17 protein-coding genes are annotated in these 17,519 nt (G+C 62.0%); 6 read left to right on the top strand and 11 right to left on the bottom strand.

Annotated features, from left to right (window positions below; genetic code table 11):
• Positions 1-119 precede the first annotated feature (119 nt).
• Positions 120-2,783: a beta-N-acetylhexosaminidase gene (locus ACM3N8_RS04095; RefSeq protein ID WP_416015481.1), complete on the top strand. Its 2,664-nt coding sequence runs from the start codon at positions 120-122 to the stop codon at positions 2,781-2,783.
• A gap of 349 nt (positions 2,784-3,132) precedes the next feature.
• A complete protein-coding gene (gene glnS / locus ACM3N8_RS04090; RefSeq protein ID WP_348685665.1) occupies positions 3,133-4,794 on the top strand; it encodes a glutamine--tRNA ligase in 1,662 nt (553 codons plus the stop codon).
• Between the two features lie 102 nt (positions 4,795-4,896).
• Here glnS and fur read toward each other — a convergent pair whose 3' ends face one another.
• Positions 4,897-5,325, bottom strand: coding sequence for a ferric iron uptake transcriptional regulator (gene fur, locus ACM3N8_RS04085; RefSeq protein ID WP_042036904.1), 429 nt, complete (start codon positions 5,323-5,325; stop codon positions 4,897-4,899).
• A 244-nt stretch (positions 5,326-5,569) separates the two neighbouring features.
• Between fur and ACM3N8_RS04080 the strand changes: the two genes are divergently transcribed.
• A complete protein-coding gene (locus ACM3N8_RS04080) occupies positions 5,570-6,043 on the top strand; it encodes a DUF4442 domain-containing protein (protein WP_172955377.1) in 474 nt (157 codons plus the stop codon).
• 71 nt (positions 6,044-6,114) lie between these two features.
• On the opposite strand, the gene fldA is transcribed toward ACM3N8_RS04080, so the two are convergent.
• The 4 genes from fldA to ACM3N8_RS04060 are packed head-to-tail and all read right to left on the bottom strand — an operon-like array spanning position 6,115 to position 8,037.
• Positions 6,115-6,639: a flavodoxin FldA gene (gene fldA, locus ACM3N8_RS04075; protein WP_017412672.1), complete on the bottom strand. Its 525-nt coding sequence runs from the start codon at positions 6,637-6,639 to the stop codon at positions 6,115-6,117.
• A gap of 39 nt (positions 6,640-6,678) precedes the next feature.
• Entirely contained in the window at positions 6,679-6,975 is a 297-nt protein-coding gene (gene ybfE / locus ACM3N8_RS04070) for a LexA regulated protein (RefSeq protein WP_005309699.1), read from the bottom strand.
• 20 nt (positions 6,976-6,995) lie between these two features.
• Positions 6,996-7,217, bottom strand: coding sequence for a DUF2788 domain-containing protein (locus tag ACM3N8_RS04065; RefSeq protein ID WP_042036907.1), 222 nt, complete (start codon positions 7,215-7,217; stop codon positions 6,996-6,998).
• Positions 7,218-7,272: 55 nt separating this feature from the next.
• On the bottom strand, positions 7,273-8,037 hold the full coding sequence (locus tag ACM3N8_RS04060) for an alpha/beta fold hydrolase (RefSeq protein ID WP_416015887.1): 765 nt from the start codon (positions 8,035-8,037) through the stop codon (positions 7,273-7,275).
• A gap of 288 nt (positions 8,038-8,325) precedes the next feature.
• Between ACM3N8_RS04060 and seqA the strand changes: the two genes are divergently transcribed.
• Both seqA and pgm read left to right on the top strand, forming a co-directional pair.
• A complete protein-coding gene (seqA, locus tag ACM3N8_RS04055; protein ID WP_416015480.1) occupies positions 8,326-8,835 on the top strand; it encodes a replication initiation negative regulator SeqA in 510 nt (169 codons plus the stop codon).
• Between the two features lie 57 nt (positions 8,836-8,892).
• The gene (gene pgm / locus ACM3N8_RS04050; RefSeq protein WP_416015479.1) at positions 8,893-10,557 is read left to right on the top strand and encodes a phosphoglucomutase (alpha-D-glucose-1,6-bisphosphate-dependent); all 1,665 of its coding nucleotides are present in this window, start codon (positions 8,893-8,895) and stop codon (positions 10,555-10,557) included.
• Positions 10,558-10,645: 88 nt separating this feature from the next.
• Here pgm and ACM3N8_RS04045 read toward each other — a convergent pair whose 3' ends face one another.
• Positions 10,646-11,527 (bottom strand): DMT family transporter, encoded by an 882-nt coding sequence (locus ACM3N8_RS04045; protein WP_065402995.1) that lies wholly within the window; start codon positions 11,525-11,527, stop codon positions 10,646-10,648.
• Positions 11,528-11,622: 95 nt separating this feature from the next.
• Here ACM3N8_RS04045 and ACM3N8_RS04040 point away from each other — a divergent pair, with 95 nt between their 5' ends.
• On the top strand, positions 11,623-12,105 hold the full coding sequence (locus ACM3N8_RS04040) for a MarR family winged helix-turn-helix transcriptional regulator (protein ID WP_290017054.1): 483 nt from the start codon (positions 11,623-11,625) through the stop codon (positions 12,103-12,105).
• 43 nt (positions 12,106-12,148) lie between these two features.
• On the opposite strand, the gene mltB is transcribed toward ACM3N8_RS04040, so the two are convergent.
• From mltB to ACM3N8_RS04015, 5 genes are all read right to left on the bottom strand, one after another.
• Positions 12,149-13,240: a lytic murein transglycosylase B gene (mltB, locus tag ACM3N8_RS04035; protein ID WP_043557225.1), complete on the bottom strand. Its 1,092-nt coding sequence runs from the start codon at positions 13,238-13,240 to the stop codon at positions 12,149-12,151.
• A gap of 89 nt (positions 13,241-13,329) precedes the next feature.
• Entirely contained in the window at positions 13,330-13,950 is a 621-nt protein-coding gene (locus ACM3N8_RS04030; protein ID WP_416015478.1) for a CDP-alcohol phosphatidyltransferase family protein, read from the bottom strand.
• Positions 13,943-14,608 carry an ATP-binding cassette domain-containing protein gene (locus ACM3N8_RS04025; protein WP_416015477.1) on the bottom strand — a complete coding sequence of 222 codons (666 nt, stop codon included), beginning with the start codon at positions 14,606-14,608 and terminating at the stop codon, positions 13,943-13,945. The genes ACM3N8_RS04030 and ACM3N8_RS04025 overlap by 8 nt, the downstream gene beginning before the upstream one ends.
• A gap of 16 nt (positions 14,609-14,624) precedes the next feature.
• Positions 14,625-16,310, bottom strand: coding sequence for an ABC transporter permease subunit (locus ACM3N8_RS04020; RefSeq protein WP_290017050.1), 1,686 nt, complete (start codon positions 16,308-16,310; stop codon positions 14,625-14,627).
• Positions 16,310-17,500: an ABC transporter substrate-binding protein gene (locus ACM3N8_RS04015; RefSeq protein ID WP_290017049.1), complete on the bottom strand. Its 1,191-nt coding sequence runs from the start codon at positions 17,498-17,500 to the stop codon at positions 16,310-16,312. Before ACM3N8_RS04015 ends, ACM3N8_RS04020 begins: the two co-directional genes overlap by 1 nt.
• Positions 17,501-17,519: the final 19 nt, after the last annotated feature.

Genomic DNA, 17,519 nt, shown 5'->3' with positions numbered 1-17,519 from the left:
GGGCGCCAAGCTCGCCTCAAGTCTAAGTCCATTGTTGACATAACTAGGGCCCCGCCTCGGGGCCCAATATAAAAAAAGCCAAGAAATTCCAACCTTTACTTCAAATGAGAGCAGCAGTTATGAACTTGAAACATTCTCTGTTAGCCATTGCCATGTCTACCGTTTTCGTCAGCCAGGTACAGGCAGCCGATGCCGCCAAGCAAGCCGTGGTCGATTCACTCGCCAGCAACCTCGTCGTCAAGTACGAAGTCGTCACCAACGACGGTGCCGGCGCCGGCCTCGATTGCCAGGCGCTGGGTTCCGAGTGGGCGAGCTGTGGCGTTGCCAAGCTGCACCTGACCAATACAGGTGCTGACGTGACTTCCAAGGACTGGAGCATCTATGTCTCCTCCATCCGTCGCATCCAGCGGGTCGACAACGACCAGTTCACCATCACCCATCTGACCGGCGACCTCTATCGTTTGACGCCAACCGAGCAGTTTAAGGGCTTTGCCAAGGATGCCACGGTCGAAGTGCCGTTGGTGGTGGAATACTGGGTACTGTTCGAATCTGACATTATGCCGAACTGGTATGTCGCCAGCGAAGGTGCCGAGCCGAAAGTGCTGGCCAGCATGAGCAACATCGATGACGCCAGCACCTACGAGAAGCCGATGCCGGCCGACGGCTGGAAGCGCACCAAGGATGACAACAACATCCTGATGAACAGCGAAACCCGTTTCGCCGCCAACCTGACCAGCAACCTGCTGCCGGCCAGCAAGATTGATGACCAGATACTGCCGACCCCGCTCAAGCAAGTCATCAAGGCGGGCCCGCAGGTTGACTTCTCCAGCATCAAGCTCAATGCGCTGGACCTGCCGAGCGATCGTGCCGACGCCCTGAAGGCTCAACTGACCAAGCTGGGTGTTACCCTCTCCGACACCGGCTATCCAGTGACCGTCAAGCTCGGCAGCAAGCTCAAGCAGGCCGAAGGTTATGACATGACCGTAGGTCCGAAAGGCACTGTGATCCAGGGTCATGACATCGAAGGCGCCTTCTGGGGCGCGCAGTCCCTGATCTCCCTCTTGGGGGTCAACGACAAGCTGGTCAGCCAGATGAGCGTCGAGGATGCGCCGCGCTTTGAATACCGCGGCATGCAGACCGACGTGGCTCGTCACTTCAGAAGCCCGGAAACCTTGCACAAGCTGATCGACCAGATGTCGGCCATGAAGCTCAACAAGCTGCACCTGGGCCTGACCAACGATGAAGGCTGGCGTCTGGAGATCCCGGGTCTGCCGGAGCTGACCGAAGTGGGCAGCCAGCGTTGCCACGATCTCTCCGAGACCAAGTGTCTGATGCCGCAGTTGGGTTCCGGCCCGACCAGCGACAACCAGGGCTCCGGTTTCTACAGCAAGTCCGACTACATCGACCTGGTGCGTTATGCCAAGGCCCGCGGCGTGACCGTGATCCCCGAGATCAACATGCCGGCTCACGCCCGTGCCGCCGTGGTCTCCATGGAGGCGCGCTACCAGCGGCTGATGGCCGAGGGCAAGGAAGCGGAAGCCAACCAGTTCCGTCTGACCGACCCGGCGGATACCTCCAACGTCACCTCGGTGCAGTTCTACGACAAGATGTCCTTCATCAACCCTTGCCAGCCGGGTGCTGCCACCTTCGTGAGCAAGGTGATGGATGAAGTGGCCCAGATGCACCAGGCCGCCGGCCAGCCGCTGACTGCCTGGCACTACGGTGGTGACGAGGCGAAGAACATCATGCAGGGCGGTGGCTATCAGGATCCGGCCGTCACCAAGAAAGAAGAGCTGGTCGCCTGGAAGGGCAACGTCGACTCCAGCAAGCAGGACAAGCCGTTCGGCAAGTCGCCGGTCTGCCAGAAGATGATCGACGATGGCAAGATCAAGGACGTGGCCGAGCTGCCTGTCTATTTCGCCAAGGAAGTGAGCGAGCTGGCCAAGAGCCGTGGCTTCTCCACCCTGCAGGCATGGGAAGATGGCCTCAAGTACGCCAATAGCGCCAAGGATTTTGCCACCGACAAGACAGTGGTCAACTTCTGGGAAACCCTTTACTGGGGTGGCTTCAACGAGGCGATGAAGTGGGCGCACAAGGGCTATGACGTCGTGCTCTCCAACCCGGATTACCTCTACTTCGACTTCCCGAACGAGGTGCACCCGGCCGAGCGCGGCTACTACTGGGCAACCCGCGTCAACGACACCCGCAAGGTGTTCGCCTTCGCCCCGGAAAACCTGCCGCAGAACGCCGAGACTTCGGTTGACCGCGACGGCAACGCCTTCGTGGCCAAGGGTGACCAGGATCCGGTCAAGTTCCGCGGGATCTCCGGTCAGCAGTGGAGTGAAACCGTGCGTACCGATGCTCAATATGAGTACATGGTCTACCCGCGCATCTTCTCCATGGCCGAGCGTGCCTGGCACAAGGGCGGCTTCGAGCTGAACTATGTGAAGGGTCGCGAGTTCTCCGGTGAGACCAAGCATGTCAACAAGGCCACCCTGAACAAGGAGTGGAACCAGTTCGCCAACCTGCTGGGGCAGCGCATCCTGCCGAAACTGGATGTCCAGGGCGTTGAGTATCGTCTCTCCGTGCCGGGCGCCAAGGTCATCGACGGCAAGCTGGAAGCGAACGTGGATCTGCCGGGCCTGCCCATCCAGTACAGCCTGGACGGCAAGAGCTGGAGTGCCTACGACGCCGCGGCCAAGCCAAGCGTAACCGGCAAGGTCTACCTGCGTACCACCAGCTTCGATGGCAAGCGCACCAGCCGCGTCACCGAGCTGAACTGATAGTCCTCAATCCATAACGCAAGGTGGGTCGCAAGACCCGCCTTTCCCAAGCCCGATAACGCATCGGCCTTGGGAAAGGTTGACTGTGCGTGTGAGCCTTTGTTGTGTGTGTGTATTGTCTGTTTTTGTTTTTTCATCACCTTGAACCCCGCCCAGTGCGGGGTTTTTTTTTATCCGTCATGACATTCAGCCGGCGGGCGCGTGCCGTTTTGGCCTGCCCGCGCCCCGAATTGGGTAAATTCAGGTTGAGACAGGGCGCGTAATGAGGGATCATAACCGGCTTGACGGCGGGGGTATGAGGGTGCCAGCCGGCACAACTTCCGCCAGTGACGCATTTTTGAGGTGAGCCATGAGTCAGGCGAACAGCCCAACTAACTTTATTCGTCAGATCATTGATGAAGATCTGGCCAGCGGTAAGCACAAGAGCGTGCATACCCGTTTTCCGCCCGAGCCGAACGGTTATCTCCATATCGGCCACGCCAAGTCCATCTGCCTGAACTTCGGCATCGCCCGTGACTATCAGGGTCAGTGCAACCTGCGTTTCGATGACACCAACCCGGTGAAAGAAGACATCGAATACGTGGAGTCCATCAAGCAGGACGTGCAGTGGCTCGGCTTCCAGTGGAACGGCGAGATCTGCTACTCCTCCGACTATTTCGACAAGCTGCACGGCTACGCCATCGAGCTTATCGAAAAGGGTCTGGCCTATGTGGACGAGCTGTCTGCCGAGCAGATGCGCGAATACCGCGGCACCCTGACCGAAGCCGGCAAGAACAGCCCGTTCCGCGATCGCAGCGTGGAAGAGAACCTGGCGCTGTTTGCCAAGATGAAGAACGGCGAGTTCACCGAAGGCAGCGCCTGCCTGCGCGCCAAGATCGACATGGCGTCCCCCTTCATGGTGATGCGCGATCCGGTCATCTATCGCATCAAGTTTGCCCACCACCACCAGACAGGTGACAAGTGGTGCATCTATCCGATGTATGACTTCACCCACTGCATCTCGGACGCGCTGGAAGGGATCACCCACTCCATCTGTACCCTGGAATTCCAGGACAACCGTCGTCTGTATGACTGGGTGCTGGACAACATCACCATCGACTGCCACCCGCGTCAGTACGAGTTCTCTCGTCTGAACCTCGAATACACCGTCATGTCCAAGCGCAAGCTGAACCTGCTGGTGACCGAGAAGCACGTGGATGGCTGGGACGATCCGCGCATGCTGACCGTTTCCGGTCTGCGTCGTCGTGGCTATACCTCTGCCTCCATCCGCGAGTTCTGCAAGCGCATCGGCGTGACCAAGCAGGACAACATAGTCGAGATGAGCATGCTGGAAGCCTGCATCCGTGACGATCTCAACGAGAATGCACCGCGCGCCATGGCCGTGCTGCATCCGGTGAAGGTGGTCATCGAGAACCTGGCGGCCGACGAGGTGCTGACCGCACCGGCGCACCCGAACAACGCCGAGATGGGTACCCGCGAGTTGAACTTTACCCGCGAGATCTTCATCGACGAAGCGGACTTCAAAGAAGAAGCGAACAAGCAGTTCAAGCGGCTGGTGCTGGGCAAGGAAGTGCGCCTGCGCAACGCCTATGTGATCAAGGCCGAGCGGGTCGAGAAGGATGCGGATGGCAAGGTGACTTGTATCTACTGCTCCTACGATCCCGAGACCCTGGGCAAGGATCCGGCCGATGGCCGCAAGGTGAAGGGTGTGATCCACTGGGTCTCCGCCACTCACTCCCTGCCGGCCGAGATCCGTCTTTATGACCGTCTGTTCAAGATGCCGAACCCGGGTGCCGAGGCTGACTTCGAGGCGGCGCTCAACCCGGACTCCCTGGTGATCATCGAAGGCGCCCGCGTGGAAGCCTCCCTGCAGAACGCCAAGCCGGAGTTTGCCTACCAGTTCGAGCGCGAAGGCTACTTCTGCGCCGACAACAAGCTCTCCAGCGCCGAGCACCTGGTGTTCAACCGCACCGTGGCCCTGCGTGACGTCTGGGGCAAGGCCGAGGCCTGACAAGCAGAGGGGCAGGGGAGACCCTGCCCCTCTTGTCCGGATTGCGGACACAAAAAAAGCCAGCGCTATGCTGGCTTTTTTATTGACCGGTGCAAGCCGCTATCAATCGTCGTGCTTGCAGTCGCCGTTGGCGCAGTGGCCGTACAGATAGAGGCTGTGATTGGTCAGGCGAATGTTGTGCAGCTTGGCGATGTCGCGCTGGCGCTGCTCGATCACCTCGTCGGAGAACTCGATCACCTTGCCACAATCGAGGCAGACCAGGTGGTCGTGGTGTTCCTGGGTGGCCAGCTCGAACACCGATTTGCCCCCTTCGAAGTGGTGACGGGTAACAATACCGGCATCATCAAACTGGTTGAGAACGCGATATACGGTAGCGAGACCAATCTCTTCACCCTGGTCGATCAGTCGTTTGTACAGATCTTCCGCACTGGTGTGCTGGCAATCCGGCTGTTGCAGGATTTCCAGGATTTTGACGCGGGGCAAGGTGATCTTGAGCCCGGCCTTTTTTAACGCTTGGTTGTTGTCTGCCATATTCTACTTATTCGCATTCTCGAAGGTGTGGTTATTCTGATTGACTGCCGCTGGAATGGCAACCACGAACTCGCTTGGCCTGTCATTATAGGTCGTAGCTTACCTAAAAATAAACCCAGTAATTCAAGGGCTTTAGCGCAAAGTCCGCCATCTGGCCGAATTGGTGAAATCGCAGCACCGGCTTGCTCGCCCGTCGAATGTTGATAAGATGTAACCTTCTTCATTGTCTGGTCGGATGAGATCCATGGATTGGCTTTTTGACAACGCGGCCTGGGTGCGCCGCGCCCTCAACGCCTGGCCCCCCTTCTGGGGCGCAGGTATCAAGATAGAGGCGCTGAGCGATGATTTTCGCTACTGCCGGGTGACGCTCAAGTCCCGCTGGTGGAACAAGAACGCCAACCGTACCCAGTTTGGCGGCAGCATGTTTGCGATGACGGATCCCATCTATCCGCTGATGCTGATGGGCTATTTCAAGAACCGCTATTACGTCTGGGACAAGGCGGGCAGCATCAACTACATCAAGCCGGGCAAGGGCAAGCTGGTGGCCGAATTCAACCTGACCGACGGCAAGCTGGCCGAGATAGCGGCGGCGACCGAGGGGGGCAACAAGCACTTCCCCGAGTTCGAGGTGACGGTGCAGGACAAGGGGGGCGAGCTGGTGGCCCAGGTCAAACGCACCCTCTATGTGCGCGCCAAACCCGAACACAGAGGGGGTTGAAAAGCGCATGTCGCAGAAACAACAAGGGCCCCGATGGGGCCCTTGTTGTCAGAGGTGGCTGGCTTGCCGGATCACTCCAGCTCGGCCAGGCACATCTCTTCATGCAGCTGCTTGCACCAGCCCTTGACGCGCTCGGCGGTCAGCTCCGGCTGGCGATCTTCGTCGATACCCAGACCGACGAAGTGCTTGTCATCCACCACAGCCTTGGAGGCTTCAAACTCGTAACCGGCGGTTGGCCAGTTGCCGATGATGATGGCGCCTTTGGCTTCGACTATGTCACGCAGTGTGCCCATGGCGTCGAGGAAGTACTCGGCATAGTCTTCCTGATCGCCGCATCCGAAGATGGCGACCAGCTTGTTGGTGAAGTCGATCTCTTCCAGCTCGGGGAAAAAGTCATCCCAATCGGCTTGGGCTTCGCCGTAGTACCAAGTCGGGATACCGAACATCAGCAGATCGAAGCTGTCGATGTCGGCCTTGCTGCTCTTGGCAATGTCACGGACTTCAATCAGTTGTTTGCCCAGTTCTTTCTGGATCATCTTGGCGACAGCTTCGGTATTACCGGTATCGCTGCCGAAAAACAGACCTACACTAGCCATAGTGTTTAGTTACCCGTATCTGGTGTTAATGCTTAACGGTCAGATTGCGATGCCTGCTGCGAAAGCAGACTCAATCTGTTGCTTCAGGATAGATTGGATCAGCTCGGCTCGGCTGACGTTCTGTTGTAACGCAAGTTGGTTCAGGCGCTCCAGCAACTCGGCCTCCACCTTTAACTCAACCCGTTTCAGGCCATTCTCTCGATCGCGCTTAAGCTGGTTGCGCTTGTTGATCTTGAGCTGGGTCTCACGGGGGAGTGGATTGGTCTTTGGCCTGCCGGGGCGCTTCTCATTTGCGAACAGATCCAGTGTTGTTCGATCAGTTTGCTGTTTGGCCATACATCACAGATGAAAATAAGTTAGCCGATCCCTGAGCCTTCCCAGCCCAATTCGATCAGCCCCTTGGCGACAAAACCCGCGCAACCGAGAAAGAGAACCAACCAGACGATGAGTCGACCGAAACGGGGCACATTACCGCGTTTGAGCACGTCGTGAATGGCCAGGCCAATCAATATGAAAATGGCCAGAAAGAACAACTTCAGGCCCAGACTCTCGATAAGATCGATATGTTCACTCAGCATGGATTGCGCACACTCCTTATGACGGGCGCACTATATCACAAAGGATTTGAAACTGTTAACCGCCTGTCGACAGGAAATCCACAACCAATTTGTTGAACAAAACCGGCTTTTCGGCGTGCAGCCAGTGGCCGGTTCCGGCGATGACCCGGGCCCTTGCCGCCGGGAATTGCGCCATCACAGTCTCTGTATGCTGGGGCTGCATGTAGTCAGAATCTCCCCCCTTGATGAAGAGCGCGGGCCCCTCGAAGCGGCTCTGGTCGTCGGGCCAGCCCATGATGTTGGCGTAGTTGTGCTCCAGCGCCGGCACGTTGAAGCGCCAGCCCCAACCCGACTCCCCCTTGGCGAAAGACTTGAGCAGGAACTGGCGCACGCCGGGGATCTCGACGTATTGGGCCAGCAGGGCTTCCGCCTCGCTGCGGCTCTGCACCGGCTGGCGCAGGGTGGCGTTGAGGCCGGCAAACACATTCTGATGGCGGGCATGGGGATAGGCGACCGGCGCTATGTCGGCCACCACCAGCTTGCCGATCCGGGCGGGGGCCTGCTTGGCCAGTTGCATGGCGACCTTGCCGCCCATGGAGTGACCGACCAGGGATACCTGATCCAGCGCCAGGGCATCGAGCAGGTCGAGCACGTCGGCGGCCTGCTGGGGATAGCTCATCTCGTCGCTGTGGAAGGAGGCGCCATGGTTGCGCAGATCCACGCTGATGACGCGATAGTGCTCGCCGAGTGCACGGGCCAGCAGCCCCAGGTTGTCGAGGCTGCCGAACAGACCGTGGATCAGCACGACGGCCGGGCCCTGGCCCTGTTCCTTGAAGTTCAATAATGAGTTTTGTTGCAAAATGACACCTTGCCGGTCGTGGGCTTTTTCGCCTGTTTTTTAACACACTGAAAGAAAAGGATTTCATTCCCTGGGAGGCATTTTTTTGTGGTTTTTTTTCAAAAAAATGGCCCCGTATGCGCTATCAGTGCGGAGGATCACACACTTGGCCCGCCATTATGCCGTATTCTCGATGAGATTCATGCACATCTGCCAGCCCTTGGCTTGGGCTGCCGGGTTTGCCTATGTATAATCGCCGCATCCGAATTTCGACGAGTCCAGCGCATCCCTATGAAAACCATCGAGCTTGATGACGATCTCTACTTCTATATCGCCAGCCAGACCCGGCACATTGGTGAGAGTGCCTCCGATATCCTGCGCCGTCTGCTGGAACACCCCACGCACATCGCAGTGCCGCCGGCCGAGCCGGTCGCCCTTGCCCAGCCGCGCGTCGTCGCCGACCCCATAGGGCTGCAGGCCCTGCTCGACTCGGGTGAGCTGCAAAAAGAAGAGAAGTCCATCAACCGCTTCATGCAGGTGCTCAGTACCCTCTACCGGGATGACCCGGTCGGGTTTACCCAGGCCACCGAAATCAAGGGGCGCAAGCGCGTCTATTTCTCGCAGGATCCCGAGGCACTGCGTGCCAGCGGTAGCACTACCAAGCCCAAGCCGGTGCCACAGACCCCGTTCTGGGTGATCACCAATACCAATACCAGTCGCAAGCAGAACATGGTGGCCCAGCTGATGGCCAGCATGGGCTATGGCGAAGAGGTGATCGCGCAGGTGTGCAGCGCAATTTAACGCTTCATCAGACTCAGGCCTTGCCGGGCAAGGCCGCCATCAAGCAAGGACAACGCCATGGCACAGCATTCCCACGCCGGTCAGCCGGCCCGTTTAAGTGACCTGACCAACATTCCCCGTCTGGTCAGCGCCTACTACCTCAACAAGCCGGACATGAGCCGCCCCGAGCAGCGGGTGGCCTTCGGCACCTCCGGCCACCGTGGCAGCGCCCTGCACAACGCCTTCACCGAATCCCACATCTTGGCGGTGACCCAGGCACTGGTGGAATATCGCCAGCAGGCCGGCATCCAGGGCCCGCTGTTTGTCGGCATGGACACCCACGCTCTGTCTGAATCCGCCTTTGCCAGCGCGGTGGAAGTACTGGCCGCCAACGGGGTCGAGACGCGCATTCAGGCAGGCCTCGGCTTCACGCCGACCCCGGTCATCTCTCACGCCATCCTGCGCTACAACGCTGGCAAGGAAGGGGCTGGCAAGCCGGCGGCGCTGGCGGACGGCGTGGTGATCACCCCGTCCCACAACCCGCCGGAAGATGGCGGCTTCAAGTACAACCCGCCCCACGGCGGCCCAGCAGAAGGGGAGATCACCAAGTGGGTGGAAGACCGCGCCAACGCCATTCTGGAAGCCGGCCTGGCCGGGGTGAAACGGATGCCGTTTGCAGAGGCGCTCAAGAGCCCCTTCGTGGTTGAGCACGACTATGTCACCCCCTATGTGGATGACCTGAAAAACGTGCTGGATCTGGACGCCATCAAGAAAGCGGGCATCAAGATAGGTGTGGATCCGCTGGGCGGCTCAGGTGTCGCCTACTGGGACGTCATCGCCAAGACCTATGGTCTGAACATAGAGGTGGTCAACTACAAGGTAGATCCCACCTTTTCCTTCATGACCCTGGACAAGGACGGCAAGATCCGGATGGACTGCTCCAGTCCGTTCGCCATGGCGAGCCTGATCGCGCTCAAAGACAAGTTCGACATCGCCCTTGGCAACGACCCTGACTACGACCGTCACGGCATAGTCACCAAGGCGGGGCTGATGAACCCTAACCACTATCTGGCGGTGGCGATCCAGTATCTGTTCACCCATCGTACCGGCTGGCCCAAAGCGGCAGCCGTCGGCAAGACACTGGTCTCTTCCTCCATGATCGACCGGGTCGCCGGCGAGATTGGCCGGACCCTCAAAGAGGTGCCGGTCGGCTTCAAGTGGTTCGTGGATGGTCTCTACAGCGGCGAGTTCGGCTTTGGTGGCGAGGAGAGCGCCGGCGCCTCCTTCCTGCGCAAGGACGGCACCGTCTGGACCACCGACAAGGATGGTTTCATTCTGGCGCTGCTGGCCGCCGAGATCCTGGCCGTTACCGGCAAGGATCCCCAGGCCCACTACGATGTGCTGGAAGCCAAGTTCGGTCGCTCCAGCTATCGCCGCATCGATGCCCCGGCCAACAGCGCCCAGAAAGCTGTGCTCTCCAAGCTGGATCCGGCGCTGGTTGAAGCCTCTACCCTGGCCGGTGAGCCCATCATCGCCAAGCTGACCAAGGCACCGGGTAACGATGCCGCCATCGGCGGCCTCAAGGTGGTGACCGAGAACGGCTGGTTTGCGGCGCGCCCCTCCGGCACAGAGTCCATCTACAAGATCTACATGGAGAGCTTCAAGGGCGAGGCGCACCTGGATCTAATCCAGCAGGAAGCCCAGCAGATCGTCTCCGCTGCGCTGGCCAAGGCGGGTGTTTAAGCCTGCATCGAGCCGCTGAAAGCTGAATAAACAGAGGAGCCGCAATGGCTCCTCTTTTTTATTCCTCTCGGCCGAGGCGGTCTGGCACTCACGCCTGGTCGCACTGGCCAGTGCTCGCCCTGCGGGCCTGCCAGCGCTTGAAGAAGGGCCGCGCCGGCAGCTTCATCAGGAAGAGGGAGAGCAGGATCACTCCTATGCCGAGCCACTGGCGACCATCCAGGGTTTCACCCACCATCAGCACGCCGCAGGAGACTGCCACCATGGGGTTGGTGAGGGCCAGCATGCCCATCACTTCCGGGCCGTGGCGCTTGAGCCCCCACAACCAGGCCCAGTAGGCCAGCGCCGTGTTGAGCAGAATAAGCCAGATCAGCCCTGGCGCACTCGCCGAATGGGGCAGCGGCATGGGGCCGGCCAGCCACCAGGCGAGCGGGATCAGCATCAGGCCACCGAGCAGCAACTGCCAGGCGGTCAGCGCCAGCAGATCGCTCACCGGCCAGCGCTGCATCCAGCGGCTGGATTGGCCGATGAGCAGGGTGGCCAGCAGGGCGCAGGTCACGCCTACGGGATCCAGATTGGCGGAGGGGTTGAGCAGCAGCAAGACCCCGGCCAGCCCCATCAACCCCAGCAGCAGCCACTTCAGGCTGGGCCGCGTGCCATCCTGCAGCCAGGCCAGCAACATGAGCACCAGCGGCAGTGTGGCGCCGAGTGTGCCCGCCACGGCCCCCGGCAGCCGGAAGGCAGCGACGAACAGCAGGGCGAAGAAGGCGGCTATGTTGCAAAACGCCAGCAGGAATTGCTTGCCCCATGGCAGGGGCGGCAGGCGCGGGTGCAGCAACAGCAGTAGCAGCCCGGCGGGCAAGGCGCGCCACACCGCCACCCAGTAGGGGGAGTAGTCGGTCAGATAGAGGCTGACGACGGCATAGGTGCTGCCCCACAACAGGGGAGCCAGCAGGGCGATCAGCAGAGGCATGATTTATCTCTTTGTGAAGTATCTTTAAGTAAAGATAATCTAGTCCTGGATTGGTTTACTATCAAGTATCTCGATGAAAAGATAAGTGACCTGAGATGGACAGTGATCATGTAGACCTGCTGCTGGCCCAGTGGGCCCGGCAGAGACCGGATCTCGACTGCTCGCCCATGGGGGTGCTGGGTCGGGTGGCGCGGATGGCGGCGATCGCCGGACGGGAGGTGAGCGAAGAGCTCAAGGAGTGCGGCCTGCTCGGCAGCGACTTCGATATTCTGGCGACCCTGCGCCGGGCCGGCGAGCCGCTGACGCCGACCGTGCTCTATCAATCCGCCATGCTGAGCTCGGGGGCCATGACGGCCCGGCTCGACAAGCTGGCCGAGCGGGGGCTGGTAGAGCGGCAGGCGGCGCCAAGCGACAGGCGTAGTCTGCTGGTCTGCCTGACGGAGTCGGGCAAGACCTTGATCGACCGGGCGGTCGAGCTGCACGTGGCCAACGAGCGGCGTCTGCTGGCCCCCTTGACTCAGGCAGAGCAGGCCCAGCTGGCGGCCCTGCTCAAGCGCTGGTTGCTGGAAAACGAATAAAAAAACGGGCCCGCGGGCCCGTTTTTTTGGCTGCACGCCTGACTCAGTAACCGCCTCTGGCATCCTTCACCGCCAGCCCCAGTTGCCACACCGCCATGGCGTAGTGGGTGCTGTGGTTGTAGCGGGTGATGGCGTAGAAGTTGGGCAGACCGTACCAGTACTGGTAGCCGGTGCCGACATCCAGGCGCAGCAGGCTCGACTCGCTGTGATTGCCCAGAGGGCTGGTGGGGGTCAGCCCGGCGCGGCGCAGGGAGGCGACGGGGTAGCGGGTCTGGAAGCCGTGCTCATAGCCGGGCAGCTGGCCCTGACCGCGCACCGCCACCGGCTGGCCCTTCTCCCAGCCGTGGGCCTTGAAGTAGTTGGCCACGCTGCCGATGGCATCCACCGGATCCCACAGGTTGGTGTGGCCGTTGCCGTTGAAGTCCACCGCGTAGCGCTGGAAGCTGGACGGCATGAACTGGCCGTAGCCCATGGCGCCGGCGTAGGAGCCCTTGGGTTCGGTAGGATCCATCCCCTCATCCCGGGTCATCACCAGGAAGGATTCCAGCTCGCTGGTGAAGAACTCGGCCCGGCGCGGGTAGTCAAACGCCAGGGTCGCCAGTGCATCCAGGATGCGGGTCTTGCCCATCACCCGACCCCAGCGGGTCTCCACCCCTATGATGCCGACTATGATCTCCGGCGGCACCCCATACACCTGCTGGGCGCGGTTGAGCTCGCTCTCGTATTCGCGCCAGAAGCTGACGCCATTTTGCACGTTGTCCGGGGTGATGAACTTGGCGCGGTAGCGATTCCAGGCGCCGGTCGGGCCCGTGGGCTTGCTCGGCGTGGGGGCCTGGGCATCCATCAGCCGGATGATCCAGTCATAACGCTGTGCCTGGGCCAGCACACCGTGCAGCTCTGCGCCGTCAAACCCGTGCTTTTGCACCATGCGTTGCACGAACTGATCCACGTTGCTGCGATTGGCAAAATCCCCCTTGCTGACCCCCTGGCCGTAGACGGGGCGGCTAGGCGGCGTCTGGTTGATGAAGGCGCTGTTGGGCTGGGGTTTGACCACGGGTTTGGCAGCCGGCGTGCTGCTGCAGCCGTAGAGCAGGGGAAACAGGGAAAGCGTGAGCACGGAGACAAGGCGACGCATAAGGTTCTCATGAGCCTGAAAAAGAGTGCCGCCATGGTAAAACATTGTCATCCATGCGCAAGTGCTCAGTGCATCGCAGGGCCTGTTCATCACTCCCTGTGCCCTTGCTGCCGCAGGGTGTGGTAACCGCTCCAGAGCCGGGTCAGGGTGGTGATGAGGCAGAGCAGGGCAAAGCCGTAGGCGAGCGGTGCAAACGCCGCGGGCCAGAGGCACATCAGCACGAACAGGGCTATGGTCTCGCTCCCCTCGGTGAGCCCGCCCAGATAGTAGAGGGACTTGTGGTGGTAGACGGGGTTTTCGATCCCCCGCTTGCCCGCCATGATGGCGAAGGCCAGAAAGCTCGAACCTGTGCCCATGAAGGCGAACAGCAGGGTAGCGGCGGGCAGCGCATTGGCGGGGGCGGCGAGGGCAAAGCCCAGCACCACGGCGGCGTAGAAAATAAAGTCCAGCGTGATGTCGAGAAAGCCGCCGCAGTCGGTGATCCCGGTTTCCCGTGCCACGGAGCCGTCCAGCCCGTCCAGCAAGCGGTTGAGCAGTATGACGACCAGCGCCAGCGGATAGAGGCCGAACGCCAGCAGCGGCAGCGCCAGCATGCCGATGGCAAAGCCGGTGAGGCTTATCTGGTTGGCGCTGATCCCAGCCCGGCACAGGGGCCTGGCCAGCCGGGTGAGGGGGCTGCGGATCAGGGGAATAAGGTGACGATCAAACAAGGTCGGGGTCCTCGGTTGGCAGACAAAGAGAGGGTGTGAGATCGAGTATGGTACCGGGGGCATCCTCCTCGTCATGGGTCACCAGGATGGCAGGTATGCCTCTGGCCTTGAGCCGCTCGAACACCAGGGTTCTGAACGCGGCGCGCAGCGGTTTGTCGAGGCGCGAGAAGGGCTCGTCCAGCAGCAGGGCTTGCGGCTCGGCCAGCAGGGCCCGCAGCAGGCTGACCCGCGCCTTCTGGCCGCCGGAGAGCGCCCCCGGCAACTTGTCGGCCTGATCCGCCAGCGCCACCTGTGCCAGTGCGGCCAACGCGGCTGCCCGTCTGGCCGCCAATCCCTTGAGGGTGGCGGGCATGCCGAACATCAGGTTCTCGGCCACCGTCAGGTGGGCAAACAGCAGATCATCCTGAAACAGCATGCCGATGCGCCGCGCCTGGGGAGGCAGGGGGGTGAGCAGCCGCTCGTCGAGCCGTATCTCCCCCTCCAGCCGGATGGGGCCCCTGGGGGGCAAGACTCCCGCCAGCGCCGCCAGCAGCGAGCTCTTGCCGCAGCCGCTTGGCCCCATCAGGGTCAGCACCTCGCCGGGGGCCACCTGCAGGGCAGGGAGCGAGAGCAGCAAGTTTTCATCTAGGTAGAGGCGCAGGGGCGTGGTGCTCAGCATCGGCAAGTTCTCATGTTCAGCGGGCGCCCTTGAGCGCCGGGTTGAGCCTGGCCGGCAGCCAGAGCGCCAGCAGATAGATAAAGAGCGGCAGCAGCAGTTGCAGCAGGCCGTAGAGGCCCGCCAGCCGCCGGTTGAGGCCGCTGCCGATGGCCACCGCCTCTGTGGTGATGGTGACCACTCTTCCTGCCCCAAACAGCAGGGTCGGCAGATACTGGGCCAGGCTCACCGCCGCTCCCACCGCGAAGGCGAACAGCAGCGGGCGGGCCAGCAGAGGCCCCTTCACCCGCCACCAGGTGCGCCAGGGGCTGGCCCCCAGCGTCAGCGCGGCTTGCACCAGGCGCGGGTCGAACTGACGATAGGGGCCGTGCAGGCAAAGGTAAACGTAGGGGAAGACAAACAGCAGCTGGCTCCAGAGCACCCAGCCCCAGCCGATGCCATTGCCTGTCCAGCGAAGGCTTAGCCAGTCGAGCCCGAGGCGGACGCCAAACAGCAGGCTGGCCTGGGGCAGCAAGAGCGGCAGACAGATGAGCCAGAGCGGCCAGGGGCGGCGGCCCTGTTGCGCCTCCAGGCTCAGCACCACCAGGATCAGCGCCAGCAGCCCGCTCGCCAGCGCCAGCAGGGCGCTGTCAATGAGCAGCGGCATCAGGCCCGGCAGCAGATCTTGCCAATGCTGGCTGCTCCATTGGCTCGGCCACAGGTCGGGGAAGGACCAGCGCCGGGTCAGCGACCAGAGCAGCAGCGCCCCCAGCACCACCAGATTGACCGCGATCAGGGCAAATACGCTGCCGCTGGCCAGGCCGGCGGCCAGCAGACCAGGCTCGGTCCGGCGGCCATCGAGCCAGACGTGCTTGCCGATGCTCGTGTGGCCCCACTCCAGCAGCCGGAGGCAGGCGAGCAGCAGCAGGCTGAGGGCGAGCAGCAAGAGGGCCCCGCTGGCGGTGGTGCTACGCCAGACGAGATCCGGATCCTGATACCAGAGCCACAACCTGACCGCCAGCGGGGCGGGGGCATCGGGCCCCAGCAGCTGGGCCAGATCCACCACGGCCACCCCGTAGGCGGCCACCGCATAGAGGGGCAGGCGCAGGGCGGGCCACAGCGCCGGCAGCAGCAGGCGCCACCAGATCTGCGTCGCACTGAACCCCAGGCTGGCGCCGAGCCACTGCTGGCGCGCCAGCTTGGCGGGCTCCAGTGCGGCCAGCGCCATCAGCAGCAGAAAGGGGGTTTCCTTCAGGATCAGGGCGAAGATCAGCCCAAGGCCCAGCGGATCCTTGATGGTCTGCCAGTCGGGGGGAAACTCGAAACCTGTGAGCACTGGCGAGACGAGGCGCAGCAGCCAGCCGGAGGGGGCGAGCAGAAAGGCCAAGCCGATGGCGAAGGCGACGTGGGGCAGCGCCAGCAGGGGAGATAGCAGGCGCTGCAGCAGCGAGAAGGCCCGGCTCTTTGCCCCCTGCGTGCCGCTGTGCGCCAGCAGCAGGGCGGTCAGCAGCAGGCTGCCCAGGGTCGAGGCGGCGCCAATCCAGAGGCTCAGGGTTGCCGAGTGCCAGAGCCCGGGCTGGGCCAGCAGCCGTTGAAGGTGCGGGGGGGCCACCCCTTCGGCCAGCAGCAATCCCAGCCCCGCCAGCAAGGGGGCGGCCAGCAGGGCGGCGCAGCCAGCGCCAAACAAGGGGCGCCAGTTGGACTCTAGGTGACCGGCCGGGCTCATCAGTGACCGTAACGCTCGGCCCAGGCCGCTTCGAGCCTGAGCTGCCAGCTGGGGTGGGGCTCAGGCTTAGCCTTGAAGCGCAGCGCAGGCGCCTGTTTGGCCGAGACCGGCAGGGCGCTGGCTTGCAGCACGCTGGGATCGCCCCAGAAGGCGGGCTCGGCCTTGCGGGCCTGGGCCACCGGGCTCAGCAGGAAGTTGGCCACCACCTTGGCGCCGGCCCGGGCCGTGGCGTTGAAGGGGATGGCGAGAAAGTGGCTGTTGGTCAGCGCCCCCTTCTCCATTGCGACCGCCACCACATTGGGTGGCAGGGTGCCGTTTTGCACCGCGCTCTGGGCCTCCTGGGGGTTGAAGCTGATGGCCATGGCGAGCTCGCCATCATCGAGCAGCTGGCGGGTCTCGGCGGCGCTGGCGGGGAACAGCTTGCCTTTGCGCCAGAGTGCCGGATGCAGCTCATCGAGCCAGGCCCAGAGCGGTGCCGTGAGTCGGTCAAAGTCGGCGTCGGTCGCCTCCCGATAGAGGGGGGCGGGATCGGCCGTCAACTCCAGCAGGATCTGCTTGAGGAAGCTGGAACCATGAAACTGGGGCGGCTTGGGATAGGTGAAGCGACCGGGATGTTCCTTGACCCAGGCGAGCAGGGTTGCCGCCGAGGTGGGCGGGGTGGCCACCTCGTCCCCATTGACCATGAGGTTGAGCTGGCCTATGCCCCAGGGGGCTTCCAGCCCTTCGACCGGCACAGTGAAGTCCTCACTCACCGGCAGCGTCTTGTCTACCTGCGCCATATTGGGCAGATCACCGGTAAAGGGGGCACCCAGCAGCCCCTGCTCCTTGAGCGCCTTGAAGTTCTCGCCGTTGACCCAGAGCAGATCGATGGGGCCGCCCGTGTCCTTGCCCGCCTGCTTGTTGGCAAGCAGCTGGCTGACGCTCTGAGCTATGTCATCCACCTTCACCTGCACCAGCTTGACCTGATACTGGCGCTCAAGCTCCTGGCCGGCCCACACCAGATAGGCGTTGATCTCAGGGCTGCCGCCCCAGGCGTTGAAGTAGACTGTCTGCCCCTTCGCCTGGGCCAGGGTTTGCTGCCAGTGGGCATCCTTGGCTTCGTTGGCACTGGCATGGGCAAAGAGGGCGCCGCCTGCCAGCAGGGGCAGGGCGCACAACAGGGATTTGAGCAAGGGCAGTGTCGTGATCATGTGAGTTACCTTGGGCAAA

The sequence above is a fragment of the Aeromonas sp. A04 genome (genome assembly GCF_047780465.1).
In the GTDB taxonomy this organism is placed as follows: domain Bacteria; phylum Pseudomonadota; class Gammaproteobacteria; order Enterobacterales; family Aeromonadaceae; genus Aeromonas; species Aeromonas bestiarum.
This window is presented reverse-complemented; position numbering and strand designations above follow the sequence as displayed.

Bases quoted from the DNA above. Each gene is read 5' to 3' on its own strand.
- ybfE (WP_005309699.1), bottom strand. From the start codon at position 6,975: ATGGCCAAACAGCAAACTGATCGAACAACACTGGATCTGTTCGCAAAT.
- fldA (WP_017412672.1), bottom strand. From the start codon at position 6,639: ATGGCTAGTGTAGGTCTGTTTTTCGGCAGCGATACCGGTAATACCGAA.
- ACM3N8_RS04020 (WP_290017050.1), bottom strand. From the start codon at position 16,310: ATGAGCCCGGCCGGTCACCTAGAGTCCAACTGGCGCCCCTTGTTTGGC.
- ACM3N8_RS04095 (WP_416015481.1), top strand. From the start codon at position 120: ATGAACTTGAAACATTCTCTGTTAGCCATTGCCATGTCTACCGTTTTC.
- pgm (WP_416015479.1), top strand. From the start codon at position 8,893: ATGGCACAGCATTCCCACGCCGGTCAGCCGGCCCGTTTAAGTGACCTG.
- ACM3N8_RS04025 (WP_416015477.1), bottom strand. From the start codon at position 14,608: ATGCTGAGCACCACGCCCCTGCGCCTCTACCTAGATGAAAACTTGCTG.
- fur (WP_042036904.1), bottom strand. From the start codon at position 5,325: ATGGCAGACAACAACCAAGCGTTAAAAAAGGCCGGGCTCAAGATCACC.
- ACM3N8_RS04040 (WP_290017054.1), top strand. From the start codon at position 11,623: ATGGACAGTGATCATGTAGACCTGCTGCTGGCCCAGTGGGCCCGGCAG.
- mltB (WP_043557225.1), bottom strand. From the start codon at position 13,240: ATGCGTCGCCTTGTCTCCGTGCTCACGCTTTCCCTGTTTCCCCTGCTC.
- glnS (WP_348685665.1), top strand. From the start codon at position 3,133: ATGAGTCAGGCGAACAGCCCAACTAACTTTATTCGTCAGATCATTGAT.
- ACM3N8_RS04080 (WP_172955377.1), top strand. From the start codon at position 5,570: ATGGATTGGCTTTTTGACAACGCGGCCTGGGTGCGCCGCGCCCTCAAC.
- ACM3N8_RS04015 (WP_290017049.1), bottom strand. From the start codon at position 17,500: ATGATCACGACACTGCCCTTGCTCAAATCCCTGTTGTGCGCCCTGCCC.
- seqA (WP_416015480.1), top strand. From the start codon at position 8,326: ATGAAAACCATCGAGCTTGATGACGATCTCTACTTCTATATCGCCAGC.
- ACM3N8_RS04065 (WP_042036907.1), bottom strand. From the start codon at position 7,217: ATGCTGAGTGAACATATCGATCTTATCGAGAGTCTGGGCCTGAAGTTG.
- ACM3N8_RS04045 (WP_065402995.1), bottom strand. From the start codon at position 11,527: ATGCCTCTGCTGATCGCCCTGCTGGCTCCCCTGTTGTGGGGCAGCACC.